The organism is Sphaerisporangium sp. NBC_01403, from assembly GCF_045040145.1.
GTDB classification, from domain to species: domain Bacteria; phylum Actinomycetota; class Actinomycetes; order Streptosporangiales; family Streptosporangiaceae; genus Sphaerisporangium; species Sphaerisporangium viridialbum.
On sequence record NZ_CP109534.1, the window covers coordinates 3489145 to 3513192 of the forward strand.

At 69.8% G+C, this 24048-nt stretch carries 23 protein-coding genes; 14 read left to right on the forward strand and 9 right to left on the reverse strand.

All coding sequences use genetic code 11. The features are described 5' to 3' along the window. Complete coding sequence (metK, locus tag OG589_RS16115) at window positions 1-1182, reverse strand: methionine adenosyltransferase (RefSeq protein ID WP_405149870.1); 1182 nt, start codon at window positions 1180-1182, stop codon at window positions 1-3. A 1212-nt stretch (window positions 1183-2394) separates the two neighbouring features. Between metK and OG589_RS16120 the strand changes: the two genes are divergently transcribed. From OG589_RS16120 to OG589_RS16135, 4 genes are all read left to right on the forward strand, one after another. Beyond that, the gene (locus OG589_RS16120) at window positions 2395-5391 is read left to right on the forward strand and encodes an AfsR/SARP family transcriptional regulator (protein ID WP_405149871.1); all 2997 of its coding nucleotides are present in this window, start codon (window positions 2395-2397) and stop codon (window positions 5389-5391) included. 588 nt (window positions 5392-5979) lie between these two features. Beyond that, window positions 5980-6723: a 4'-phosphopantetheinyl transferase gene (locus tag OG589_RS16125; protein WP_405149872.1), complete on the forward strand. Its 744-nt coding sequence runs from the start codon at window positions 5980-5982 to the stop codon at window positions 6721-6723. 117 nt (window positions 6724-6840) lie between these two features. After that, the gene (locus tag OG589_RS16130; protein WP_405149873.1) at window positions 6841-7215 is read left to right on the forward strand and encodes a VOC family protein; all 375 of its coding nucleotides are present in this window, start codon (window positions 6841-6843) and stop codon (window positions 7213-7215) included. A gap of 70 nt (window positions 7216-7285) precedes the next feature. Further along, window positions 7286-7915, forward strand: a complete 630-nt coding sequence (locus OG589_RS16135; RefSeq protein ID WP_405149875.1) for an alpha-ketoglutarate-dependent dioxygenase AlkB — start codon at window positions 7286-7288, stop codon at window positions 7913-7915. A 34-nt stretch (window positions 7916-7949) separates the two neighbouring features. Here OG589_RS16135 and OG589_RS16140 read toward each other — a convergent pair whose 3' ends face one another. Then, entirely contained in the window at window positions 7950-8504 is a 555-nt protein-coding gene (locus tag OG589_RS16140; protein WP_405149876.1) for a hypothetical protein, read from the reverse strand. 224 nt (window positions 8505-8728) lie between these two features. Beyond that, window positions 8729-9124 (reverse strand): winged helix-turn-helix transcriptional regulator, encoded by a 396-nt coding sequence (locus tag OG589_RS16145; protein WP_405149878.1) that lies wholly within the window; start codon window positions 9122-9124, stop codon window positions 8729-8731. Window positions 9125-9240: 116 nt separating this feature from the next. On the opposite strand from OG589_RS16145, the gene OG589_RS16150 reads away from it, so the two are divergent. Further along, window positions 9241-10098 (forward strand): SDR family oxidoreductase, encoded by an 858-nt coding sequence (locus OG589_RS16150; protein ID WP_405149880.1) that lies wholly within the window; start codon window positions 9241-9243, stop codon window positions 10096-10098. Window positions 10099-10114: 16 nt separating this feature from the next. Here the strand turns inward: OG589_RS16150 and OG589_RS16155 are convergent, their stop codons facing one another. Genes OG589_RS16155 through OG589_RS16165 form a run of 3 tightly spaced genes read right to left on the reverse strand, consistent with a single transcriptional unit; the run spans window position 10115 to window position 13093 of the window. Beyond that, window positions 10115-10939 carry a carbohydrate ABC transporter permease gene (locus tag OG589_RS16155; protein WP_405149882.1) on the reverse strand — a complete coding sequence of 275 codons (825 nt, stop codon included), beginning with the start codon at window positions 10937-10939 and terminating at the stop codon, window positions 10115-10117. Beyond that, window positions 10929-11804 carry a carbohydrate ABC transporter permease gene (locus OG589_RS16160; protein WP_405149883.1) on the reverse strand — a complete coding sequence of 292 codons (876 nt, stop codon included), beginning with the start codon at window positions 11802-11804 and terminating at the stop codon, window positions 10929-10931. The genes OG589_RS16155 and OG589_RS16160 overlap by 11 nt, the downstream gene beginning before the upstream one ends. Then, window positions 11804-13093, reverse strand: coding sequence for an ABC transporter substrate-binding protein (locus OG589_RS16165; protein ID WP_405149885.1), 1290 nt, complete (start codon window positions 13091-13093; stop codon window positions 11804-11806). Before OG589_RS16165 ends, OG589_RS16160 begins: the two co-directional genes overlap by 1 nt. 243 nt (window positions 13094-13336) lie before the next feature. Between OG589_RS16165 and OG589_RS16170 the strand changes: the two genes are divergently transcribed. The 4 genes from OG589_RS16170 (at window position 13337) to OG589_RS16185 (ending at window position 17406) form a co-directional block, all read left to right on the forward strand. Further along, a complete protein-coding gene (locus OG589_RS16170) occupies window positions 13337-13495 on the forward strand; it encodes a hypothetical protein (RefSeq protein ID WP_405149886.1) in 159 nt (52 codons plus the stop codon). Window positions 13496-13641: 146 nt separating this feature from the next. Continuing rightward, window positions 13642-14952 (forward strand): NAD(P)/FAD-dependent oxidoreductase, encoded by a 1311-nt coding sequence (locus OG589_RS16175; RefSeq protein ID WP_405149888.1) that lies wholly within the window; start codon window positions 13642-13644, stop codon window positions 14950-14952. A 120-nt stretch (window positions 14953-15072) separates the two neighbouring features. Continuing rightward, complete coding sequence (locus tag OG589_RS16180; protein WP_405149890.1) at window positions 15073-16596, forward strand: purine-cytosine permease family protein; 1524 nt, start codon at window positions 15073-15075, stop codon at window positions 16594-16596. 96 nt (window positions 16597-16692) lie between these two features. After that, window positions 16693-17406 (forward strand): GntR family transcriptional regulator, encoded by a 714-nt coding sequence (locus OG589_RS16185; protein ID WP_405149892.1) that lies wholly within the window; start codon window positions 16693-16695, stop codon window positions 17404-17406. Between the two features lie 211 nt (window positions 17407-17617). On the opposite strand, the gene OG589_RS16190 is transcribed toward OG589_RS16185, so the two are convergent. After that, the gene (locus OG589_RS16190; RefSeq protein WP_405149893.1) at window positions 17618-18130 is read right to left on the reverse strand and encodes a DUF2087 domain-containing protein; all 513 of its coding nucleotides are present in this window, start codon (window positions 18128-18130) and stop codon (window positions 17618-17620) included. Window positions 18131-18367: 237 nt separating this feature from the next. On the opposite strand from OG589_RS16190, the gene OG589_RS16195 reads away from it, so the two are divergent. The 5 genes from OG589_RS16195 (at window position 18368) to OG589_RS16215 (ending at window position 23164) form a co-directional block, all read left to right on the forward strand. Beyond that, window positions 18368-18670, forward strand: a complete 303-nt coding sequence (locus OG589_RS16195) for a cupin domain-containing protein (protein ID WP_405149895.1) — start codon at window positions 18368-18370, stop codon at window positions 18668-18670. Between the two features lie 251 nt (window positions 18671-18921). Then, entirely contained in the window at window positions 18922-19674 is a 753-nt protein-coding gene (locus OG589_RS16200) for a sugar isomerase domain-containing protein (RefSeq protein ID WP_405149897.1), read from the forward strand. Between the two features lie 141 nt (window positions 19675-19815). Beyond that, window positions 19816-21243 carry an N-acetylglucosamine/diacetylchitobiose ABC transporter substrate-binding protein gene (ngcE, locus tag OG589_RS16205; RefSeq protein ID WP_405149898.1) on the forward strand — a complete coding sequence of 476 codons (1428 nt, stop codon included), beginning with the start codon at window positions 19816-19818 and terminating at the stop codon, window positions 21241-21243. 49 nt (window positions 21244-21292) lie between these two features. Then, the gene (locus OG589_RS16210) at window positions 21293-22231 is read left to right on the forward strand and encodes a carbohydrate ABC transporter permease (RefSeq protein WP_405149899.1); all 939 of its coding nucleotides are present in this window, start codon (window positions 21293-21295) and stop codon (window positions 22229-22231) included. A gap of 12 nt (window positions 22232-22243) precedes the next feature. Continuing rightward, entirely contained in the window at window positions 22244-23164 is a 921-nt protein-coding gene (locus tag OG589_RS16215) for a carbohydrate ABC transporter permease (protein WP_405149901.1), read from the forward strand. Between the two features lie 27 nt (window positions 23165-23191). Here the strand turns inward: OG589_RS16215 and OG589_RS16220 are convergent, their stop codons facing one another. Both OG589_RS16220 and OG589_RS16225 read right to left on the reverse strand, forming a co-directional pair. Next, window positions 23192-23593, reverse strand: a complete 402-nt coding sequence (locus OG589_RS16220; protein ID WP_405149902.1) for a hypothetical protein — start codon at window positions 23591-23593, stop codon at window positions 23192-23194. Between the two features lie 10 nt (window positions 23594-23603). Beyond that, window positions 23604-23885, reverse strand: coding sequence for a WhiB family transcriptional regulator (locus tag OG589_RS16225; protein ID WP_405149903.1), 282 nt, complete (start codon window positions 23883-23885; stop codon window positions 23604-23606). Window positions 23886-24048 lie beyond the last annotated feature (163 nt).

Below are 24048 nucleotides of genomic sequence, written 5' to 3' on the forward strand. Positions count from 1 at the left end.
CTAGAGGGCTTGGCGGAGCGCGTCGGCACGGTCGGTGGACTCCCAGGAGAATCCCTCGCGGCCGAAGTGGCCGTACGCGGCGGTGGCGGAGTAGATCGGGCGGAGCAGGTCGAGGTCGCGGATGATCGCGGCCGGACGGAGGTCGAAGACCTCCAGGATCGCCTGCTGGATCTTGTCCACGTCGACCTTCTCGGTGCCGAAGGTCTCCACGAACACCCCGACCGGCTGCGCCTTGCCGATGGCGTACGCCACCTGCACCTCGGCGCGGTCGGCCAGCCCGGCGGCCACGACGTTCTTGGCCACCCACCGCATGGCGTACGCCGCCGAGCGGTCGACCTTGGAGGGGTCCTTGCCGGAGAACGCGCCGCCGCCGTGACGGGCCATGCCGCCGTAGGTGTCCACGATGATCTTGCGGCCGGTCAGGCCCGCGTCGCCCATCGGGCCGCCGATCTCGAACCGGCCCGTCGGGTTGACCAGCAGGCGGTAGCCCTCGATGTCGAGGTCGAGGCCGGCCAGGATCGGGTCGACCACCTGCTCCTTGATGTCGGGGGCCAGCATGTCGGCCAGGTCGATGCCCGCGGCGTGCTGGGTCGAGAGCACGACGGTGTCGAGGCGGACCGGGCGGTCACCGTCGTACTCGATGGTGACCTGGGTCTTGCCGTCGGGACGCAGGTAGGGAACCGTGCCGTCCTTGCGGACCTCCGACAGCCGGCGGGCCATGCGGTGCGCCAGCGTGATCGGCAGCGGCATCAGCTCAGGGGTCTCGCGGGTCGCGTAGCCGAACATCAGCCCCTGGTCGCCCGCGCCCTGGCGGTCGAGCTCGTCGGCGCCCTCGCCCTCGCGGATCTCGTAGGCGTCGTCGACGCCCTGGGCGATGTCGGGCGACTGCGCGCCGATGGACACCGACACGCCGCACGAGGCGCCGTCGAAGCCCTTGTGCGAGGCGTCGTAACCGATCTCGAGGATCTTCTCCCGGATGAGGCCGGGGATGTCGACGTACGTCTCCGTCGTCACCTCACCGGCGACGTGCACCTGACCGGTGGTGATCATCGTCTCGACGGCCACGCGGCTCTTCGGGTCACCCTTGAGCATGGCGTCGAGGATGGCGTCGCTGATCTGGTCGGCGATCTTGTCGGGGTGGCCCTCGGTGACGGACTCGGACGTGAACAGGCGGCGGGACATCTTCACTCCTCGGAATCATGGGCGCGGGCTCTCGGCCTCGCGTCGTGGGGAGCTTCATCTCGGAAGCGATTGTCGGCGGCCACGCTCAAGAATCGGCCGGCGCGGTTCGGCCGGCCCAGCGCGTACGCGGTGAATCCGCCTGAAGCGCCTGCACCGGAGCGGGGGCGGGCACCCGACTCCGGCCGCCTGAACGAGGTCGCCGCCGCCCGTTTCACGGCGAACGCCGACCTGCTTTCAATAGGTGCCTTCGATCGCGCGGGCGAATCGGGAACCGTGCCCCCGAGCGCCTTTACGACGAACGTGTTCATCGCTGAATTTCCGCCGACGACGCCGTTCCGCACGACACTTCCGGGCCTGGCGGAAGGAAATGCCTCCGCCGATTCGTCGGCCATGTCCCTCCTCTGGTCGGCGCTCGTCGAACTGCTGGTCACGGCCCTTCTCCCCCGGCGGCCGGTGATCGCGCGTGCAAAGCAAGAGCCACCGTGCGAGTGGCGCTCGCGCGATGGCCCTTGCCCGCGTGGGGACTTACTGCGAAGGAAACCACCGACCAGAGACACCACCTCATCATGCGGCTAAAAATCCGTTCCAAGCTCGATTGATTCGATGCTAGACGGGGCCGGAAGCGCGCAGAAACCCCTGCGGAACCCCTACAGCCCGGGGCGGGCGGATAGCCCTGTTATCGCGCCGGAGAGGTGATTGGCGGGCGCCGTCATCGGTGAACTCCGGCCCGAATACCGGTGCCGGGCGCGAGCCGCCGTCGCCGCCGGCTCCCCGTGCCCGGCGGCGGCGCGGGACGGTCCGGCGGAGCCGGCGCGGCACCCTTGGAAGATCGCGGACACCCGTGGCGGGCCGGGCGCGCGACCCCGAGCGGCGGCCGTGGTGGAGTTCGCGCTGGTTAATAGCCCATTGGTGGACATAAGGCGATCTTTTCCCACGACATAACGGGCTTCACATATGGGCTTTTCGGTAGGTAAATACCCGTCTGGTTCCTGTAGCCACTTAGTTGTACGATATGGGCATTAGCGGTAGGGGTTCGAGGAGGGATGATCGGTACCACCTGGCTCCACTGCACGTCTCAGCAGGCGACTTACCCCGGACGGCCACAAAGCCCGGCCCGCCGGGGGTGGCGTACCTGATACTTGTCTCAGGAGGGCTGAGAGCGCGAAGACTTCCGGGGATGGGTCCGCAAGTTTTCTGGCAAGGAGTCAACGGGTGGAGTTCCGGATTCTGGGACCGCTTGAAGTGATCGCAGGCACCGACCGCCTGGACATCGGGGGGTCGCGGCAGCGCATCACCCTCGCCAACCTCCTGCTCGACGCCAACCGGCTGGTCACCGTCGACCGCCTCGCCGAGGCCATCTACGGCGAGGACCTGCCTCCCACGGCACGCGCCCAGGTCCAGATCTGCATCTCCTCGCTGCGGCGGCTGTTCGCCGCGCACGAGGGCGCGGACATCATCTCCACCCACCCCCGGGGCTACATCATCCGCGTCGAGGAAGGCCGCCTCGACGCGCAGCGGTTCGAGGTCCTGACCGTCGAGGCACGCCGTGCGCGCAACGCCGGCGACCTCGACGAGGCCGTGAGGAGCTACCGCGACGCCCTCAAGCTGTGGCAGGGCGAGGAGGCCCTGCAGGGCATCGAGAGCAGGCCGGTGCAGTCGGCGGCGGCCAGGCTCACAGAAGAGCGCATCATGACCAACGAGGACTGCATCCAGCTGGAGCTCGACCTCGGCCGCCACCAGGAGCTGATCGGCGAGCTGACCCGCCTCATCGAGCAGTATCCCCTGCGCGAGCGCATGCGCGGCCAGCTCATGCTGGCGCTCTACCGATCGGGCCGCAGGGCCGAGGCCCTCCAGGTGTACCGCCTCGCCAGGGAGACCATGATCGAGGAGCTGGGCATCGAGCCCAACGAGCAGCTCCAGCGCCTCGAACACGCCATCCTGACCGCCGACGAGAGCCTCGACATGCCGGTCAAGGCGACCATAATCCCCGTCGAGCCCCCGGCCCCCGCACCCGCGGCGCCGGTGCCGTTCCTGCTCCCGAGCGCGATCGCCGACTTCACCGGCCGCACCAAGCAGATCGACGCCATCGAGAGAGAGCTGGCGCTCGCCTCCGAGGACCCCACCCGCTTCGCCGTGCCGATCATCATCGTCGCGGGCAAGGGCGGCATCGGCAAGACCACCGTCGCCGTGCACGCCGCGCACATGGTGGCCGAGCGCTTCCCCGACGGTCAGCTCTTCGCCGACCTGCACGGCGGAGCCTCCCGGCAGGTCAGCCCCATGCACGTGCTCGAACGGTTCCTGCGGGCGCTCGGCGTGCCGGGCAGCGCCATGCCCGACGGGCTCGAAGAGCGCGCCGAGATGTACCGCGCCCTGCTCGCCGACCGCAGGACCCTGGTCGTCCTGGACGACGCGGCCACAGAGAGCCAGGTGCTGCCGCTGCTTCCCGGCACCCGCATGTCCGCCGTGCTCATCACGAGCCGCAGCCGGCTGGCCGGGCTGGCGGGGGCCATCCACGTCGACATGGACATCTTCGACACCGACCAGTCGATGGAGCTGCTCGCGCGCATCGCGGGCACCGCGCGCGTGCGTTCGGAGACCGAGTCGGCCAAGGCGCTGGCCGAGCTGTGCGGGCAGCTCCCGCTGGCACTCCGCATCGCCGGCGCCCGGCTCTCCGCCCGTCCCCACTGGCGCATCGAGCAGCTCGTGAGCCGTCTCGAGGACGAGACGCGCAGGCTCGACGAGCTCAACCACGGCGACATGGGCATCAGGGCCAGCATCTCCTTCACCTACGAGAGCGTCGGCGAGGAGGCCAGGCGGCTGTTCAGGCGGCTGGTCATCCTGGACACCGGCATGTTCTCGGTCTGGATCGGGGCCGCGCTGCTCGACGTCCCCTTCGCCGACGCCGCCGACCTGTTCGACGAGCTGGCCGACGCCCAGCTCATCGAGACCGCCGGCGGGTACGGCGTGCACAGCCTCTACCGCTTCCACGACCTCATCCGCGTGTTCGCCCGCGAGTGCCTGGCGAGCGAGGAGACCCCGGCCGAGCGCAAGGCGGCTCTCGAACGCGTGCTCGGCGCCCTGCTCTTCCTCGCCGAGGCCGCCCACCGCCGGGCGTACGGCGGCGACTACGCCCAGATCCACAGCGACGCCCCGCGCTGGCCGCTCCCCGAGAGGCTGGTCGGCCAGCTCGTCGCCGACCCGCTCTCCTGGTACGAGCGCGAGCGGCCGCTGCTGGTGTCCGGCATCCGCCAGGCGGCGCAGGCCGGGTTCGTCGACCTCTCGTGGGACCTCGCGGTCAGCGCGGTGACGCTGTTCGAGTCGCGCGTCTACCTCGACGACTGGCGCGAGACCCACGAGACCGCGCTGGCGGCCGTCCGCCTCGCCGCCAACGTGCGCGGCCAGGCGGCGATGCTGTACTCGCGGGGCTCCCTCCACATCACAGAGAAGCGCTTCCTTGAGGCGCGGCGCGACTTCGAGGAGGCGATCAGGCTCTTCGCCGACATCGGCGACGACCAGGGCACCGCCCTGGTGCTGCGCAACATCGCCTTCCTCGACAGGATGAGCGGGAGCTACGAGCAGGCCACGGCCCACTACGAGCGCGCCCTCGCGATGTTCGCGGGCACGGGCGACCAGGTGTCCTCCGCGTACGTGCTGCACAACCTGGCACAGCTCAGGCTGGAGACCGGCGACCCCGAGGGGGCCAGCACCCTGCTGTCGGAGGCGCTGGCGCTCAGCCGCGACGGCGGCAGCAGGAGGGTCGAGACCCAGGTGCTCCACCGCATGGGCGACACCTACCTGGCGTGGGACGAGCCGGCCCTCGCGGCCGAGATCTTCGACACGGCGCTCACGATGGTGCGCGACATCGGCGACCCCATCGGAGAGGCGTACATCCTCAACGGCCTCGGCATCGCCCGGCTCCGGCAGGGCGAGACCGCGCCGGCCGAGGAGGCCCTGCGCCACGCCGTCCGGCTGGCCAGGACCACCGGCGACCGGCTGCCCGAGGCGCGTTCCCTGCTCGGGCTCGGAGAGCTGGCCCTGGCGTGCGACGACGCCCAGCACGCCGTCGTCCACTTCGAGCAGGCGCTCAGTCTGTTCCAGTCGATCCAGACGCCGGCCTACGAGGCGCGGGCCCTTGCCATGCTCACCGAGGCGCGGGCCATGCTCGGCTCCGGCGGGCGCATGGGCGAGTCCGGCGAGCTGGTCGGCTGAGCCGGGCGCTCCTCGCCGATACGATAAGCTCTGCGGTGCGCACGGCGGGCTTTACCCGTCGCACAATTTCCCGCTGCGCGGGCCGGGGCTCCCCAATTGTTTCCAGCGGGAGCCATTCACCGCGCCGATTCCTTACGGGCCTTATGCGGCATGGAACACCCGATCGGCCGCCACCGCATCTCGCAAAGAGCCTTCCCCCTTGGAAACGGATTCGCCGGGCCCGCCCGCGCCGTCCGTACGGGAACTTCCGCCCATCGCCACCTGCGCCTATGATGGATCTCGGCGCCCGTGACGCAATTCCCGCCGTCCTCCCCGCGCGCACCCTTACCACCCCGTGCCGTGCCCTAGCCGGGCGTGAACCGGTCCCGAGAAAGATTGGCGTTGATTCCTCGCGGAACAGCGTCGTCGCTACGCTTGGGACGTGACCGCTACGCGAGTGAGCAACAAAAGGCCCCCGGGGGCCGGCGTTCTCGATTTCGCCGTTTCCGTCAGCCGGGAGACGGCCGAGAGCCCGCCCTCCCCGCCTGGGCGCGGGTGCGTACGGAACGCGGGCTCGCCCTGGCAGTCCCTCCCGGGCCGCGAGCGGCCATGATCAAGTCGATACTGCCCGACTGCGTGGTGGCGGCCGACGTCTTCGCCGACGCGCCCGAGCCCGTGCTCTTCCCCGAGGAGGAGCTGGCGATCATCCACGCCGACGACAAACGGCGCAAGGAGTTCAGCACGGCACGGGTGTGCGCCCATGACGCGCTGCGCAAGCTCGGCATGCGCCCGAGCCCCGTGCTTCCCGGCCTGCGCGGGGAGCCCCAGTGGCCGCCGGGCGTCGTCGGCAGCATCACCCACTGCGCCGGCTACCGGGGGGCCGTCCTCGGCATCGCCTCCAAGGTGACCACCATCGGCATCGACGCCGAGCCCAACGAGGCGCTGGTCCCGGGCGTCCTCGACGCCATCTCCCTGCCCGAGGAGCGCGAGAGCCTGCGCAGGCTCGCTGCCCGCCATCCCCGCGTCCACTGGGACCGCCTGCTGTTCAGCGCCAAGGAGTCGGTGTACAAGGCGTGGTTCCCGCTCACCAAGCGCTGGCTCGACTTCGAGGACGTGCTGATCAACATCGATCCGGTGAACGGCAACTTCTCGGCCTGGCTGCGGGTGACGGGGCCGAGGGTGCGCGGGCAGCGGATCACCGCCTTCTCCGGCCGCTGGGTGGTCGAGGCCGGCCTGATCCTCACCGCGATCGTCGTGCCCAGCCCGGGGCGGTCCGGCCCGCCGAGACACGGCGCCCAGCGGCCCGCCGGCCACGGCCGGCTCCCGCAGGCCTCCGTCGCACCCGTCCGCTGACTCGCGCCAAGGCACGTGGCGGGCTCCGAGCGGACGGTCCGGGGGCTCCGAGAATGTCGTACCGGCTCAGTACGCTGGCCTGGCACGGCTGACCTCGGAGAACACACAGGAGGACCCATGTTCGGGAACACGAGGGCGTTCAGCGGATTCGCGGTGGACGATGTGCCGAAGGCCAAGGAGTTCTACGGCGACGTCCTCGGCCTCGATGTGTCCGAGGAGCACGGCATGCTGCGCCTCCACCTCGCCGGCGGCACAGAGGTCCTGGTCTACCCCAAGCCCGGCCACACCCCCGCGTCGTTCACCATCCTCAACTTCCCCGTCGACGACATCGACCAGGCCGTCGACACGCTCACCGAGCGCGGGGTGAGGTTCGAGAGGTACGACGGCATCGAGGCGGACCAGAAGGGCGTCTTCCGCGGCGGCGGTCCTTTCATCGCCTGGTTCACCGACCCCGCCGGCAACGTCCTGTCCGTCCTGCAGGAGAGGCCCTGACCCTTCGGGCTTGAGAACACCCCGGAGCTTGATCGAATGGGTGTTTGAATACCTGCCATATACTGGGCGAATGACCGCCGCGTTCCAGGCATCTCTGCTCGATCTGTGCGAGGAGGCCGGCCCGGGCCCCCTCGGGTCCACGGTCAGGCGCACGACCCTCGGCCACGGGGCCTGGATCGACTTACGGCCCGGCTGGATCGCCGGCGCCGACGCCCTGTTCGAGCGGCTGGCGCGGTCCGTGCCGTGGCAAGCCGAGAGGCGCCACATGTACGACCACATGGTCGACGTGCCCCGGCTGCTGAAGTTCTACGACGAGGGCGAGCCCCTTCCCGACCCCGTCCTCGAACAGGCCAAGGAGGCCCTCGACGCGCACTACGCCGAGGAGCTCGGCGAGCCGTTCCGCACCGCCGGGCTGTGCCTTTACCGCGACGGGCGCGACAGCGTCGCCTGGCACGGTGACCGCATCGGGCGCGGCAGCGCCGAGGACACCATGGTCGCGATCATCTCGGTCGGCACGCCCCGTGGCCTGCTGCTCCGCCCGCGCGGCGGCGGCCCTGCCCTGCGCCACGACCTCGGCCACGGCGACCTCATCGTGATGGGCGGCAGCTGCCAGCGCACCTGGGAGCACGCCATCCCCAAGAGCACCCGGGTCACCGGCCCCCGCATCAGCATCCAGTTCCGCCCGCGCGGCGTCCGCTGAAGCGAATCACCCCCGGAACCGAGCTGGCCCCGGATCACCACCCGACCGCTCGGCGGGCGGGCGAATGATCTAGATCACCCACGCCCGAGGACGCCGCCGCCGCGTCGCCCGCTCCGCTCGCGTGCCGTGCCCCGGAGATGGCCTCCTTGAGCGACGCGCGGTCCACGTCGGCCTTGAGACCGCTGATGCGGATCACATGCCCCTGCTGCACGGTGGCGTACTCATGCCACCGCCCGCTGGTGCGGTACCAGCCCGCCTCGTCGTACTCGCAGGAGTCCGGGGCGACCAGGGGCTCGGCGTCGTGGAGGGGCTTGACCGCGCAGACGGCGTCGCTGAAGGAGCCGCGATCGACCCCGAACCACACCTGCCTGCCCTCGGCCGAGAAGTAGTACGCCTGGAAGCCCTCCTCGTTGTAGACGCTCATGGACTGCTCGGCCAGCTCGTACCCCGGCAGGTCGACCAGGTAGACCATGTCGGGCGCCACCCCCTCGGAGCCGAGATCGTCGAGCTGTGCCCGGCTGAGCGTCACGCCGCCTCCGCAGCCCGACAGGACTCCGAGGAGCGAGAGGGAGATCACTCGTCGCATCACGGGTTCACTGTCTCGCACGACCAGGGCCGTTCCCAGCGTTCGGCCAACCCGTCACTCCAGGTCCAACCCGTCATCCCCAAGTCCGACCCGTCATCCCCAGGTCCCCCGCCGGTCTCACAGAGACTCCGACAGCTCTCACAGGGACTTGTACAGCGCGAGGTACCGGTCGGCGGCGGCGCGCACGACGGGCGAGGGCGAATAGCAGCGCGACTGCGAGCCGTCGCTCAAGCGCCGGCGTGGCGGTCGCGTGCCTCCAGGATGCGGGGCATCTCTCCCTCAAGCCATTCGATCAGGCCGAGCAGGCGCCGCGACGCCTCGCGGCCGAGGGGAGTCAGGCTGTACTCGACCTTGGGCGGGATGGTCGCCTGGGCCTCGCGGTGGACCATGCCGTCGCGCTCAAGTGCCTGCAGGGTCTGGGCGAGCATCTTCTCGCTGACGCCGTCGACGCGGCGGCGAAGAGCGTTGAAGCGGTAGGCGCCCTCGCTGAGGGCTGCCAGGGCGAGGATGCCCCACCGGCTGGTGATGTGCTCCATCGTCTCGCGGGAGGGGCATCCGCGTGCGAACACGTCGAAGATGACCTGCCCGTGCTCGTCGCGGGCGAGGGTGGCCTGGTCTTCCATGCTCCAAGCTTACGTTCTCACCGCACTGCGCGTGCTTTGTGTACTAACTCAGAGTTGGCACTTTCTAGAAGTTAGTACTAACCTGTCGCCGACCCCAAGAGCGAGGAGAAGTGAAGATGATCGTCGTAACCGGTGCCACCGGGCAGCTCGGCCGCCTCGTCGTCGAAGGCCTGCTGGAGACCACCCCGGCCGGCCAGATCGTGGCTGCCGTGCGAAACCCCGAGAAGGCCGCCGACCTGGCCGCGCGCGGAGTGCAGGTGAGGGAGGCCGACTACGACAGGCCCGAGACGCTGAAGCAGGCGTTCGCGGCGGGCGACCGCGTCCTGCTCATCTCCAGTGACACCGTGGGAATCCGCCTCCCCCAGCACAAGGTCGTCGTCGACGCCGCCGCGGAGGCCGGTGTGGCGCTGCTCGCCTACACCGGCGTGCTGCACTCCGACACGACCCCGCTGGCGCTCGCCGCGGAGCACAAGGGCACCGAGGAGCACATCCGCGCCTCGGGCATCCCGTTCTCCTTCCTGCGCAACGGCTGGTACGTCGAGAACTACGTCAGCACGATCACCCAGGCCGCCGAGCAGGGCACGATCGCCGGCGCCTCCGGCGAGGGCCGCGTCTCCACCGCCACCCGTGAGGAGTACGCCCGCGCCGCGGTGGCCGTGCTCACCGGCGAGAACCAGGAGAACACGGTGTACGAGCTGGCGGGCGACGTCGCGTGGACCAAGGCCGAGCTGGCCGCGGAGGTCGCCGCGGTCACGGGCAAGCCGGTCGCCTACCAGGACCTGCCCCGCGACGAGTACGAGCGGGTCCTTGCCGGGGCGGGCCTGCCCGGGCCGGTCGCCGCCATGTTCGCCGACATCGAGCTGGACATCGCCGGGGGAGCCCTCGCCGGCACCACGGGCGATCTCAGCAGGCTCATCGGCCGTCCCACCACTCCCCTGCGGGACACGGTCACCGAGGTCCTGGCTCGCGCCTGACGGGCTCCCCGGCGGGTCAGTCGAGGGCGCCGAGCGTGATGCCCTCGATGATGTGGCGCTGCGCCGCCACCGCGACGACGAGCACGGGGACGATCGTGATGAGCGACGCGGCCATGATCAGGTTGTACTGAGTGGTGAACTGGCTCTGGAACACCGACAGCCCCTGCGACAGGACCGACATCTCGGTGGTGTTCACCACGATCAGCGGGAACAGGAAGTTGTTCCAGTTCTGCAGGAACAGGATGATGGCCAGCGCGGCGACCACCGGGCGCGCCAGCGGGGCGTACACGTTGAGGAACACCCGTAGCTCCGACGCCCCGTCGATGCGCGCGGCCTCCCCGAGCTCCCGCGGCGTGCCGAGGAAGAACTGGCGGAACAGGAAGGCGCCGAGGGCGGAGGCGATGTTCGGCACGATCAGGCCCTGGTAGGTGTTCAGCCAGCCCAGCTCGCCGAGGAGCTGCGACATGGGGACGATGATCGCGCTGAACGGCACCATCAGCCCGCTCAGCGCGACGACGAAGAGCAGCCGTTTGGCCGGGAAGTCGAGCATGGCGAACGCGTAGCCGGCGAGCAGCCCGCTCGCGAGCTGCCCGCCGGTGGCCGCCACGCCGAAGATCGCGGTGTTGAGGTACCACCGGCCGAACGGCGCCTGCGACAGGGCGCGCCCGATGTTGGACCACTGGGGATGCGCCGGCAGCAGGGGCGCCGCCGGGTTGATGATCTCGGCGTCGGTCTTCAGGGCGCTCACCGCCATCCAGCCGAGCGGGAACGCCACGATGACGACGGCCAGGCCGAGCAGCAGGTAGACCACCGAGCGGCGGGCGATCAGGCTAGCGGGCACGGTCCACCCGCCCGAGCAGCCAGATCTGCGTGAGGGTGACCAGCAGGGACAGCAGGAACAGCGCGACGCCCATGGCGTTGGCACGGCCGGTGTCGAACTGGACGAACCCCTCGTTGTAGACGTAGTACAGCGCGGTCTGGGTCGCGCCGTCCGGGCCGCCCTGCGTCAGCACGTAGATCTGGGTGAACGTCTGCAGCCCGGTGAGCGTGGTGACCACCCAGATCAGCAGGGTGTGGCGGCGCATCATCGGCCACTGGACGTGGGCGAACCTGCGCCACGCCCCCGCCCCGTCGACGCTGGCCGCGTCGAGCACGTCGCCGGGAACGGACTTCAGGGCCGCCACGTAGAGGATGACGTTCTGCCCGAAGAACTGCCACGCGCCGAAGGTCAGCACCGCGACCAGGGCGGGCCCCGGGGAGGACAGGAAGTCCGCCTGAGGAAGGTGGAGGGCACCGAGCAGCCTGTTGATCAGCCCGAACCGCGGCGCGAACATGTTGGCCCAGATCAGCGCGGTGGCGACGACGGGCACGACGAGCGGGATGACGAACGGCGCCCGCACCCGGGCGACGCCGGGCGCACCGGAGTTGAGCAGCAGCGCCAGCCCAAGGCCGACGCCCATCGTCAGCAGGATGAATCCGGCGGTGTAGACGCCGGTGACGCCGAGGGCGTGGCCGCCGCCCTCCTGGAGCATCTGCCGGTAGTTGCCGAGGCCGACGAACTCCGGCGAGGTGTCGAACACCCCGCCGCTGTACAGGCTGCGCCACAGGAGCATCGCCAGCGGGATGAGCGAGAAGACCACGGTGAGCACCACCGTCGGTGCCACGAACCCGTAGGCGAGGGCCCAGGTGCGGTGCCGCTGCCTCATCAGCCGAGTTTCTTCAGCGCCGCGTCTCCGTCTCGCGCCGCCTTGGCCAGGGCCTCGGCCGGGGTCTTCCGCCCCTTCAGAGCCGCGTTGATCTCGGTCCAGAGGCTCTGGGAGATCGCGTTGTAGGCGGGGGTGATCGGGCGGACCTTGCCGGTCTTCTCCGCCTCGGCGAAGACGGTGTACGTCGGGTCCCCGGCGATGTGGTCCTTGAGCGCCTGCTGCTCCAGCTGGGCGGGGTCCGAGGGCAGGCCGCCGTTCTTGGCCGCGAGGTAGGCGCCCCGCTCGGGGGTCGTCAGGAACTTCAGGAACGCGAGGCCGGCCTTCTCGGCGCCGGCGCCGGTCTTCAGCAGCGCGGCCACGCCGATGCCCATGCTGGTCGAGGTGCCGGCGGCCCCCTTCGGCATCGGGGCGACGCCGAAGTCCACGCCGGCCTTGCCGAAGGTCGGCACCGCCCACTGGCCGTTCACGATCATCGCGACGGTGCCGCTGGCGAACGCGGGCGCCCCGTCGAAGCTGCCCGCCTGGGCATAGCTGGTGCTCGGCGCCAACCCGGCCTTGACCAGGTCGACCCATGTGGTGAGCGCCTTGACCCCCGCCGGGCTGTTGAAGGCGGTCGCCGTGCCGTCGGCGTTGAGGAAGGACCCCCCTTCGGCGTACAGCATCGGCGTCCAGGCGAAGGTGATCCACTCGGCCTCGCCGAGCGGCACGTAGAAGCCGTACTTGTTCTTGGCGGGGTCGGAGAGTCTCCTGGCGTCCTCGGCCAGCTCGGACCACGTCGCGGGCGGGTTCTTGATGCCCGCGCCGGCGAAGGCCTTCTTGTTGTAGAACAGCACGATGTCGCCCACGCCGGCCAGGGCGATGCCGAGCTGGTGTCCCTTGTAGAACAGCGATTCCTTGATGCCGGGATACAAAGCGTCGGTCTCGGCGGCCAGCTTGCCGTCGAGCGGGACGAGCTTCCCGCTCTGCGCGATCACCGGGAGGTCGGAGGGGTTCTGGGTGAGCAGCACCGTGGGCTGGGTGCCGTTCTTCAGTGCCGAGATCACCTTGGGCAGGAACTGGTCGGAGCTCGCGATGTACTGACCCTTGGCGTGCATTCCGGGATGGGCCTTGTCGAAGGCGGCGTCGATCTCGGCGATCTGGTCGGGCTGCCAGCCGCTCGTCCAGTACGTGAACGTGCCGCCGTCGGAGCCGGACGCGCCGCCGGAAGCGCTCGGATCACCCGGACCGCCGCACGCGGCGACGGCGAGCGCGAGGCCGAGCGCGATCACGCCCTGCTTTCTGATCTTCATGTGTCCTCGCCACTCCCTGCCCCATGGCACACGGAGTGCGCCTGACCGAAAAGTGTCATCCTGCCGGACTCTTCTTGGTCCGGAGAAAATGATAACCCAGCCAAGCGGTAGGGAAATCTTGACTTGCCGCCTCCCGCTGGTGGCGCCCAAGGCTTCTTCAAGCCGGCGGGCAGCCACGGCCAAGTCGGATTCAAGACGCACGCGATTACCTGAAGACGTTCGAAACGACTTCAGGAGCGACAGATGCGCACTCTTGCCCGCCGGGCCGCCACGACCATCGCCGCGATCGCCATCGTCGGCACCACCTTCGCCGCCACCAGCGCCCCGGCCAACGCCATGGCGCCCGAGTGGTACCGCTGCTACATCAGCGGCTACGGCTGGATGTGGTGCATGGACGTGTAGCCTCCCCGGCTACCGAACAGAGCGCCTCGTCTCCCACAGGAGCCGGGGCGCTTTCGTCTTGTGCTGGACATATGGATTCCGGGATGCCGAGACGGGTACGCGAGAGGACTGAGCATGCCCGCAGCCGAGCTGAAAGGAACGTCTCCATGGCCAACCGCCGGCGCGTCGTCATCGCAGGCGCAGGATTCGCGGGCTTCACCGCGGCGCGGCGACTCTCCCGTCTCGCCAAGGGCGCGGTCGAGATCGTCCTGATCAACCCGACCGACTACTTCCTCTACCTCCCCCTGCTGCCCGAGGTGGCGGCGGGCATCCTGGATCCGCGCAAGGTGGCCATACCGCTCTCGGGCAACTGCCCCGGTGTACGCCACCTCCTCGCGAGCGTGGACAAGGTGGACATCGAGGGGCGCCGGGTGGAGTGCACGGACGCCGAAGGCAACCACCGCGACCTCGGCTACGACCGGCTGGTCATCGCGGTCGGCAGCGTCAACAAGCTGTTGCCCATCCCCGGCGTGTCGGAGCACGCGCACGGTTTCCGCAGCATCGCCGAGGCGCTGTACCTGCGCGACCATCTCATCCGGCAGGTCGAGCTCGCCGACGCGGCCGGCGACGCCAAGGACAGGACCGCACGCTGCACGTTCGTCGTCGTGGGCGCGGGCTACACCGGCACCGAGGTGGCGGCCCAGGGCCAGCTGCTCACCCTGGACGCCAAGCGGCACCGGCCCGGCCTGCGCGAGCAGCCCGTCCGCTGGATCCTCGTCGACAAGGCCCCTCACATCCTTCCCGAGCTGGACGAGCGCCTCTCCCGCACCGCCCACCAGACCCTGGCCGAGCGGGGCGTCGAGATCCGCACCGGTACGACCGTGGCCGAGGCCACCGCCGAAGGGGTCAAGCTCTCCGACGGGGAGTTCGTGGCGACCCGCTCGCTGATCTGGTGCGTCGGAGTCGGCCCCGATCCGCTCGTGGAGTCGCTGGGGCTGCCGACCAAGAAGGGCCGCCTCCTCGTCGACGAATACCTGAACGTGCCGGGGCACCCGGAGATCTTCGCCTGCGGCGACGCGGCGGCGGTGCCGGACCTGACGCGCCCGGGCGAGTACACGGCCATGACCGCGCAGCACGCAAGCCGTCAGGGCAAGCGCGTCGCCCACAATGTCGCCGCGTCCTACGGCCGCGCGGAGCGCCGCCCGTACCGGCACAACGACCTGGGCTTCGTGGTCGACCTCGGGGGCGCCAAGGCCGCCGCCAACCCGCTCGGCGTCCCGCTGTCCGGCCTGGTCGCCAAGGCGGTCACGCGCGGCTACCACCTGCTGGCCGTTCCCGCGGGCCGTACGCGCATCGCGGGCAACTGGCTCCTGGACGCCGTGCTGCCCCGCCAGACCGTGCAACTGGACCTCGTGCGCGGAGCGGCGGTGCCCCTCACCTCCGGCGCACCGGAGAGGCCGCACGGCCTCAGCGACTGACTCATCCGGCTGAGCCGCGGCTCCCCCTGCTCGGGCTCTGAGGCTCCCGCGTTCGCCCGCTTGACCGTTCGCCGGGCCGGGCCTTACATTTCTTTGAACAAGTCCAGACAGGTAGGTTCCATGGCCGGTGTACAGGGCGAAGACGCGGGCGAGGCACCCGGGGCCGCGAGCGGGCGACAGCTCAAGGTCGAGGTGCACGGGCTCGCCGTGATCGGTGACGCCGAGCGCAAGGGCCGGCCGAGACAGCTGTTCTGGCCGTGGTTCGGTGCGAACGTCTCGGTGCTCGGGCTGAGCTACGGCTCCTTCGTGCTCGGCTTCGGCATCTCCTTCTGGCAGGCGCTCGCGGCCGGCGTCATCGGGATCCTGCTCTCGTTCCTGCTGTGCGGGTTCGTCGCCCTGGCGGGCAAGCGCGGGTCCGCCCCGACCATGGTCCTGAGCCGGGCGGCCTTCGGCGTGCGCGGCAACCGCCTGCCGTCCGCGATCTCGTGGGTGCTCACGGTCGGCTGGGAGACCGTGCTCACCGCGCTGGCGACCCTGGCGACCGCGACCGTCTTCGACCGGCTCGGCTGGGGAGGCGGCACCTCGACCAAGGTCATCGCCCTGGTCGTCGTGACCCTGCTGATCGTCGCCGGCGGCGTCATGGGCTTCGACCTCATCATGCGCATGCAGACCGTCATCACGGTCGTGACCGGCGTGCTGACCGTGGTCTACATCTTCCTGGTCACCGGCCACATCCACTGGGACACCGTCGCGGCGACTCCGAGCGGCTCGGGTCAGGAGTTCATCGGGGCGCTGGTCTTCATGCTGACGGGGTTCGGCCTCGGCTGGGTGAACGCCGCGGCCGACTACTCGCGTTACCTGCCGCGGAGGTCGTCGAGCGCGGGCGTCGTAGGCTGGACCACCTTCGGCGCGTCGGTGGCGCCGCTGGTGCTGCTCGTGTTCGGCCTGCTGCTGGCCGGTTCCTCCGCCTCGCTCAGCACCGCGATCGCGGGCGACCCGATCGGGGCGCTGACCACCATCCTCCCGACCTGGTTCCTCGTCCCCTTCGCGGCCGTGGCCGTCCTCGGGCTGGTGGGCGGCGCCGTGCTCGACATCTACTCCTCCGGGCTGGCGCTGCTGGCCACCGGGCTGCGGGCGCCCCGCTACCTCGCCGCCCTGATCGACGGCATCCTCATGGTGGCGGGCACCGTCTACATCGTCTTCGTCGCCGACGACTTCCTCGGCCAGTTCAGCGGCTTCCTCACCACGCTCGGCGTCCCGATCGCGGCGTGGTGCGGCATCATGCTGGCCGACGTCGCGCTGCGCCGCCGCGACTACGACGAGGCCGACCTCTACCGTCCGTCCGGGCGTTACGGCGACATCCGGCCGGTGCCCATCGCGGTCATCGTCGCCGGCACGGCCATCGGGTGGGGCCTGGTCACCAACACCGCCGCGAGCTGGCTCGGCTGGCAGGGCTACCTCCTGGAGCCGCTCGGGCTCGGCGGCAGGTCGGGCTCATGGGCGTTCGCCAACCTCGGCGTCCTGGTCGCCCTGGTCCTCGGCTTCGCCGCGACCTGGGCGCTCACCCGCTCCAAGATCCGCACTCAGGAACACCTCGCCCCCACACCCGCCGACGCAACCCCAACCCCCACGGCCAACCCATGACCACCCCACGCACCCCCGAAGCCCAGTCCATCTCGAGGTCCGAGGGTGGGGGGATGCCGTGGCCCCGGCGGAGGGGCGTACTGAAAGGACGACCGCGTGAGCGTGGCGCTCAAGCACCAGCGGATCCTCGTCGAGCTTGAGAGGGAGATCCGGTCCGGCCGGGTGCCCCGCGGGGCCCGGCTTCCGGGGGAGGTCTCGCTCGCCCGGCGGTTCGGGGTCAGCCGCAACACCGTCCGCGCCGCGCTCGCCGAGCTGAACCAGGCCGGCCTGATCGCCACGCGGACGGGCAAGGGGTCCTTCGTCCTGTTCGACGGCCGCCCGCTGGACTCCCGGCTCGGGTGGGCACGCGCGCTGGCCGACCAGGGGGTCGAGACGAGGGTGCGGGTGCTCGGCATCACCGCCACCAGAGACGACCGGCTGGCCGCGCGCCTGAACCTCGACTCACCCGAGGTGATCGCCGTCGAACGCGTGCGGGAGATCGTTCCGGGAGCCGTGATCTCGTACGAGCGCAGCTGCGTCCCGGCGATCGACGAGCTGAAGGAGCTGCCCACCCGGGGGCTGGAAGGCGGGTCGCTGATCGAGACCCTCGTCCGCGCCGGGCTGCACGCCGACCACGGCGAGCAGCGGCTCTGCGGGCGCCGGATCGACGACCGCGAGGCGGCTCTGCTCGAACGCGAGCCGGGCGAGTGGTTCCTCCGCACCGAACGCACGAGCTGGACGGCCGAAGGACGCTTCGCCGAACACGTGAGCAGCCTCCTCGACCCCGAGCACTTCCAGCTCCACCTCACCTTCAGCCAAAGCGACACATGACCGCTCCGGCGCGGAGGTGGTCGACGCGGCCCGTACGGCGAACGCCGCTGCGGCGCTGGCCGTGACGTCGTACGGCCCCGCCACGGCACCGACCTCCGCCGAACTAGCCCGATTCCTCGCGACGCGCCACGTGCGGCCCTGGTCATCGGGTCGGCGGTTCAGGTGTCCAGCGGTCGGGTGGGCGGCAGACGTTCGCCGTGTTGGGCGGGGGTCAGGTTTCTACGGTGCCGCCGCTGCGCCAGTAGATGTTGCTTTCTCTGGAGAGCATGCCCTCCTCGACGAGGTAGCGGCGCAGGGCCGCGAAGTCGTCGTGGAAGGCGCGCAGGGCGACGTTCACGTCCTTCTCCGCGTAGCGGACGCCGGGCTCGAAGACGCGGGCGATGTAGTCGAGCACGGCCAGCCGTTTCTCATGCCGCGTCGGAATCGCCCGCAACCGGCCTTCGACCAGGAACTTCTGCACGACCCTGTCCTCGGCGGAGACCGGGGCGACGGGCTTCGCGGTGGCGTGCAGCAGCTCGCGGAACCTCTCCCGCCGCACCCGCCAGCCGTCCTCGGACTTCTCGGCGAGGCCGCCGCGTTCGAGCCGGTCGAGTGCCCGCCGTACGGCGTCCTGGTCGAGGCCTGCGGCGTCCGTCCCGCCGTTCAGGACGAGAGCCGAGAGAACCCGCAGCGTGTCGTCCTGATAGAGCAGTCCGAGGACGCGCCTGATCTCTTCCTCGCTCATGATCTCCAGCCAATCGACTCAGGCGATGATGTGCCGCACGGCCCGGATCCGCCGGGCGCGACCAGACCTCCACACATATTGACCCCCAGCGGGCTCGCCGATCCTCTCCCCCATCATTGCGGTCCCCCGAGGCTGCGCAGGTCACAACTTGGTCTGGCCTTCACTCGGGCCCTGGCCGTAGAGTCGTTCTTCGCCTTCGACTCAGGGAGGACGTGCCGCCGGACGAGATGACCCCGAATGGCAGTACTACATTTCCGGATTCGGGCGCATGGGGGTGTTCGCCAGCTCGGGCTCAACCGGACGTTCAACTACCGGGCGGGCGACGTCGGGTACGTGCCGTTCGCCTACGGGCACTACATCGAGAACCTCGGCACGGAGCCTCTGGTGTTCCTGGAGATGTTCCGCAACCCGCGCTTCGAGGACATCTCGCTGGCCCAGTGGATGGCCGACACCCCGCCGCAGGTCAGCGCCGACACGCTCAACATCCCGCGTTCCATGGTCGAGGCCCTTCCGAAGAGCAAGCACAGCGTCCTCCGGTAACCGAGGCGCCTGTACGGCGCCGGGCGGCCCGTACGCGTGCCTGGGCCCGGATACCGCTATGTCCTGACCGCGCCCGGGTGCTGTCCGGAATGTTGCGGGGACGCTCTTGCTAAGCGGGCCGTGGGCAATTATTTTCATCCAATCGCCTGTGAGTGAAAGGAATGATTGCGCACGGCTCGCGTACGAGCGCGCCCGCCGGACGTTCGAGCTCAGGGCCGTCGAAGGCCACCGCGTGAAGGGAGCTGAGACGATTGGACATCAGTGCCGCCGCTTACGTCCAGAAGATCGAGAGGCTGGTGCACGACGTCGCGGCGAGCCAGGCGCGGGCCGTGGGCGAGGCCGCGAGCCTGCTCTGCGCCTGCCTGCGCGGTGGCGGGGTGATCCAGGCGTTCGGCTCCGGGCATTCCGAGGCGATCGCGATGGAGATCGCGGGACGCGCCGGCGGGCTCGTCCCGACGAACCGGCTGGCACTGCGTGACCTCGTGCTGTACGGCGGGGAGTCTCCCGACGTGCTCCGCTCCGCCGAGCTGGAGCGGGACCCCTCGATCGCCCACCGCATCTACGACCTCGCGCCCGTACAGCCGCGGGACGCCTTCGTCATGATCTCCAGCTCCGGGGTCAACGGCTCGGTGGTCGAGCTGGCGTCGATCGTCAAGGAACGCGGCCACGGGCTGGTCGCGCTGACCTCGGTACGGCACAGCACCGAGATGAAGTCCCGCCACGCCTCCGGGCTCAAGCTGCTCGACCTCGCCGACGTCGTGCTCGACAACGGCGCTCCGTACGGCGACGCGGTCATGCCGCTTCCGGAGGGCGGCACCTTCGGAGCGGTGTCCACGATCACCTCGGCCCTGCTCGCGCAGATGGTCGTCGCCGAGGTGGTGCGGGAGCTGCTGGAGGCCGGCGAGGTGCCGCCGATCTACCGTTCGGCCAACGTCGTCGGGGGTGACGAGCACAACCGGGCGCTCGAGAGCCGCTACGCCGGGCGCATCCGCCGCGGCGGCTGACCGGTCGCGGCTCTCCCGGAGAGTCGTGGTTCCTCATCCAATGCTTTGACACCAGGTTTGACCAGAGAACCCCCGCACCCGTACGAGGCCCTCCGCCGAACGCGAGGCCGCGGCGGACGCTCCAGCCCCCCAGGAGGACTTATGGCGGACAGCTCCTTTTCCCGGCGTGAACTACTGCGCAGCGCCGCCCTCGCCGGCCTGCTTCTTCCCGCGGCGGGCGCGCTGTCGGCGTGCGCGTCCCCGGCCGGCGGCGGCAATCCCGGCGGGTCGCAGGCCCCCGCCACCGGGGCCAAGACGGCGACCAACCCGCTCGGCATCGCGGAGGACAGGCCGTTCGAGGTAGTGATCTTCGACGGCGGCTTCGGCGACGCCTACGCCAAGGACATCCACGAGCCGCTGTTCAAGAGCAAGCACGCCAAGGTCGAGATCAAGCACACGGCCACCAAGGAGATCGCCAAGACGCTGCAGCCCCGGTTCGCCGGGGGCAACCCTCCGGAGTTCATCAACAACTCCGGCGACAACGCGATGGACTTCGGCGCGCTCGCCCAGGACGGCCAGCTGCAGGACCTCGGCGCGCTGCTGGACGCTCCGAGCTGGGACGACCCGAGCGTGAAGGTGCGGGACACGATCCTGCCGTCGGCCATCGAGCTCGGCACCTACGACGGCACCTTCTCCGTGCTGAACTACGCCAGCACGGTGTGGGGCATCTGGTACTCCAAGAAGCTCTTCGGCGACAACGGCTGGGAGGTGCCCAAGACCTGGGACGAGTTCACCGCGCTGTGCGAGAAGATCAAGAAGTCCGGCAAGGCCGCGCCGTTCACCTACGCGGGAAAGCACCCGTTCTACATCTACGAGACGATCCTCACGCTCTCCGCCAAGATCGGGGGCGCCGATGTCCTGAAGAACATCGACAACCTGGCGGACGGCGCGTGGAAGGCCGAGCCGGTCGCGAAGGCCGCCGGCGCCTTCGCCGAGATCGGCGCGAAGTACCTGCTCCAGGGCACCGAGGGGCTGGACCACATCCAGACCCAGACGGCGCAGAACAAGTACGAGGTGGCCATGCTGCCCTGCGGGTCATGGCTGGAGAACGAGCAGAAGGACACCACCCCGGCGGACTTCGGCTACGCCATGTTCCCGCTCCCCTCGTTCACCGGGTCGGACGCCCTGCCGTACGGCACGCTGCACTCCCGGCCGGGTGAGGAGTACTTCGTGGCCGCCAAGTCGGCCAACCCGCTCGCCGGCGTGGAGTACATGCGGGCGATGCTCTCCAAGGAGGGCGCGGGCAAGTTCACCGAGCTGGTCAGCACGCTGACCGTGGTGAACGGCGCGGCCGACGGGCGCACGCTCAAGCCCGGCCTGGAGAGCGCCGCCTCGGCGCTGAAGGAGGCGGGGACCAACGTCACCTACTTCAGGTTCCGCCAGTGGTACAAGGAACTGCACGACGAGGTGGCCGCGGCCACCGGCCAGCTGATGTCGGGCCGGCTGAAGGTCGCGGAGTGGGCCGACCGCATCCAGAAGAAGTCGGACGAGATCAAGAACGACTCGTCCGTCAAGAAGTTCACCCGCTGACCGGCGGGCACGGCGGTTTCAGGGACCGGCGGGAAAGGCGGTGAGCAGGATGGCCACCACGAGGACGCGCCTGTTCGGCAGGGCCGACTTCACCAGGGCGCGGTTCATCGCGGGCTTCCTGGCGGTCCCGGTGCTGCTCTACCTGGTCTACGTGATCTCCCCGTACGCGCAGGCCTTCTACATCGCGATGACCAACTGGCGTGGCGTGAGCGCGAGCCCGCGGTTCGTCGGGCTGGAGAACTTCCAGCGGCTGCTCGGCGACGGCACCTTCTGGACGGCGGTCGGCCACAACGGCCTGCTGCTGGTGCTGCTGCCCCTGCTCACCATCGTGATCGCCCTGTTCTTCGCCTTCCTGCTCAACGCGGGCGGGACGGGCGGCGGGGTGTCCGGCATCTGGGGTTCGAGGTTCTACCGTGTGGTGTTCTTCTTCCCCCAGGTGCTGGCCGTCGCGATCGTCGCCGTCCTGTTCCAGCAGGTGTTCCGGCCCGACCGGAGCGGCATGCTGAACGCGCCGCTGATGGCCCTCGGGCTGGAGCCGGTCGGGTTCCTGTCCAACCCCGATGTGGCGTTCTGGTCGATCCTGGGGGTTCTCGTCTGGCAGGCCGTGGGGTTCTACGTCGTGCTCTTCTCGGCCGGCATGGCGTCCATCCCGCGCGAGATGTACGAGGCCGCCCAGATCGACGGGGCGGGACGCGTCCAGCTGTTCGCCCGGGTCACGCTGCCCCTGCTCTGGGACACCGTGCAGGTCGGATTGATCTATCTGGGCATCGCCGCGCTCGACGTGTTCGCCATCGTGTGGGTGATGACGGCCGAGCACGGCGGGCCCGACCACTCCACGACGGTGATGGCCGCCGAGATCTACCGCAACGCGTTCCAGTACTTCAAGTTCGGCTACGCCTCGGCCATGGGCGTGGTGCTGTTCTTCTTCACGGTCGCCTTCGCGGTGCTGGCGATGCGCCTGTCGCGTCGCGAGCGGATCGAGTTCTGAGGGGGCCTGACAATGGTTTCGCGGGCGGAGAAGGTGACGCTCAGCAGGAGCGCGGCGCGCGAGCGGCGCAGGATCCGCCTCGGCCCGCTGTCGGGGCTGTCCCACCTCGCGCTGATCGTGTGGACCGTGCTCGTGGTGGTGCCGATCGTGTGGACGTTCCTCGCCTCGGTGAAGAGCGAGGACGAGATCTTCGGCAGCGCGTGGTCGCTTCCCGCGACCATGCGCTGGGACAACTGGGCCCGCGCCTGGGACAACGCCCACGTCGGCCAGTACCTGGTCAACAGCGTCGTCACCGTGGCGTTCGGCACGTTCGGCACCATGCTGTTCGGGTCGATGGCGGCGTACGTGCTCGCGCGCTACCGCTTCCGCGGCAACCGGGCGATATACCTGCTGTTCGTCTCGGGCCTGGCCTTCCCGGTCTACCTGGCGCTCACGCCGCTGTTCTTCGTGGTGCAGAACATGGGGAACATCCCGCTGATCGGCCAGTTCATCGGGCTGGACTCGCGTGGCGGGCTGGTGCTCGTGTACATCGCGTACTCGCTGCCGTTCACGGTGTTCTTCCTGTCGGCGTTCTTCCGCACGCTCCCCCACGCGGTGGCGGAGGCGGCGTTCGTGGACGGGGCGTCGCACAGCCGGGTGTTCTTCCAGATCATGCTGCCCATGGCCCGGCCGGGCATCGTCAGCATCACGATCTTCAACATCCTCGGGCAGTGGAACCAGTACCAGATACCGCTGGTCCTGCTCAGCGGCCAGTCGAGGGACAAGTGGGTGATCACCCAGGGCATCGCGGACATCTCCACGGCGGCGGGCTACGACGCCGACTGGTCGGCGCTGTTCGCCGCGCTCAGCATGGCCATCCTGCCCATGCTGATCGTGTACACGATCTTCCAGCGCCAGATCCAGGCGGGGCTCACCGCCGGGGCGCTCAAGTAGCCCGGCTCCACGAGGCCAGGACGGCGGTCAGCCGTGGAGGCGCTGTTTCATCTCGGCCTCGTAGATGTGCCGCCGGCCCCCCGCCAGCTCGTTCCTGATGCGCTCCTCCAGCTCGACGAAGCAGCGGCGGTAGCCGTCCTCGTACTCCTCGACGATCTGGAAGGTCCACCTGCCGGCGAGCACGTCGCGGCCGAGCAGGTCGGCGCACACCGCGTCGGCTTGGTCGCCGTGCCCCGCCTCGCGAAGCAGGCCCACGGCGTCCTCCAGCATCAGGTGGGCACGCCCGGTGAGCTGGTGGAAGGCGTACAGGTGACCCCGCGCACGCTCGGCGGTCTCCAGGGCCTCCGACAGCTTGCCGAGAGCCTCGACCGTGGTGTCGTCCATCCCGGCGGGCCGCCGGTGGCCCGGATCTGGGAGATCATCGCTCATGAGGTGATCACTACCCCGCGCGGACGCGCCAATTCTGGCTCCGGGCGGCCTTGGCCCTGCGCTCGTCGGGATCGGTGCCTCCCCAGATGCCGTGCTCCTCGCGGCTCGTCACGGCGTAGTCCAGGCAGGGGGTGCGTACGGGGCAGCGGCGGCAGACGGCCTTGGCCCGCTCGTGCTGCATGTGGCCGGGGCCCTTCGCCGATATCGGGAAGAACAGCTCCGGATCCTCGCCGCGGCAGGCGGCACGACGCAGCCACGAAACAGCAGGTATGACGGTGTCCTGGATGACCATGGCTATCCCATACGAGTGAGTGGACGTAACGGGCCGCCGGCTCAGCCCGAGAAGTCGCGTGCCCGCTCCGATGGCGTTGACACCTCTTTTTAGGGATAAATGCACCAAGCCAATTCGGCTGTTTCGGTCCTAACGTCTCCACGCGTTTCTGCCGCCCGTCCCC

What these genes read in the sequence shown, in the direction of transcription:
- metK (WP_405149870.1), bottom strand. Translation starts at nt 1,182, where the DNA reads ATGTCCCGCCGCCTGTTCACGTCCGAGTCCGTCACCGAGGGCCACCCC.
- OG589_RS16125 (WP_405149872.1), top strand. Translation starts at nt 5,980, where the DNA reads ATGATCAAGTCGATACTGCCCGACTGCGTGGTGGCGGCCGACGTCTTC.
- OG589_RS16130 (WP_405149873.1), top strand. Translation starts at nt 6,841, where the DNA reads ATGTTCGGGAACACGAGGGCGTTCAGCGGATTCGCGGTGGACGATGTG.
- OG589_RS16135 (WP_405149875.1), top strand. Translation starts at nt 7,286, where the DNA reads ATGACCGCCGCGTTCCAGGCATCTCTGCTCGATCTGTGCGAGGAGGCC.
- OG589_RS16145 (WP_405149878.1), bottom strand. Translation starts at nt 9,124, where the DNA reads ATGGAAGACCAGGCCACCCTCGCCCGCGACGAGCACGGGCAGGTCATC.
- OG589_RS16150 (WP_405149880.1), top strand. Translation starts at nt 9,241, where the DNA reads ATGATCGTCGTAACCGGTGCCACCGGGCAGCTCGGCCGCCTCGTCGTC.
- OG589_RS16160 (WP_405149883.1), bottom strand. Translation starts at nt 11,804, where the DNA reads ATGAGGCAGCGGCACCGCACCTGGGCCCTCGCCTACGGGTTCGTGGCA.
- OG589_RS16165 (WP_405149885.1), bottom strand. Translation starts at nt 13,093, where the DNA reads ATGAAGATCAGAAAGCAGGGCGTGATCGCGCTCGGCCTCGCGCTCGCC.
- OG589_RS16170 (WP_405149886.1), top strand. Translation starts at nt 13,337, where the DNA reads ATGCGCACTCTTGCCCGCCGGGCCGCCACGACCATCGCCGCGATCGCC.
- OG589_RS16175 (WP_405149888.1), top strand. Translation starts at nt 13,642, where the DNA reads ATGGCCAACCGCCGGCGCGTCGTCATCGCAGGCGCAGGATTCGCGGGC.
- OG589_RS16180 (WP_405149890.1), top strand. Translation starts at nt 15,073, where the DNA reads ATGGCCGGTGTACAGGGCGAAGACGCGGGCGAGGCACCCGGGGCCGCG.
- OG589_RS16190 (WP_405149893.1), bottom strand. Translation starts at nt 18,130, where the DNA reads ATGAGCGAGGAAGAGATCAGGCGCGTCCTCGGACTGCTCTATCAGGAC.
- OG589_RS16195 (WP_405149895.1), top strand. Translation starts at nt 18,368, where the DNA reads ATGGCAGTACTACATTTCCGGATTCGGGCGCATGGGGGTGTTCGCCAG.
- ngcE (WP_405149898.1), top strand. Translation starts at nt 19,816, where the DNA reads ATGGCGGACAGCTCCTTTTCCCGGCGTGAACTACTGCGCAGCGCCGCC.
- OG589_RS16210 (WP_405149899.1), top strand. Translation starts at nt 21,293, where the DNA reads ATGGCCACCACGAGGACGCGCCTGTTCGGCAGGGCCGACTTCACCAGG.
- OG589_RS16215 (WP_405149901.1), top strand. Translation starts at nt 22,244, where the DNA reads ATGGTTTCGCGGGCGGAGAAGGTGACGCTCAGCAGGAGCGCGGCGCGC.
- OG589_RS16220 (WP_405149902.1), bottom strand. Translation starts at nt 23,593, where the DNA reads ATGAGCGATGATCTCCCAGATCCGGGCCACCGGCGGCCCGCCGGGATG.
- OG589_RS16225 (WP_405149903.1), bottom strand. Translation starts at nt 23,885, where the DNA reads ATGGTCATCCAGGACACCGTCATACCTGCTGTTTCGTGGCTGCGTCGT.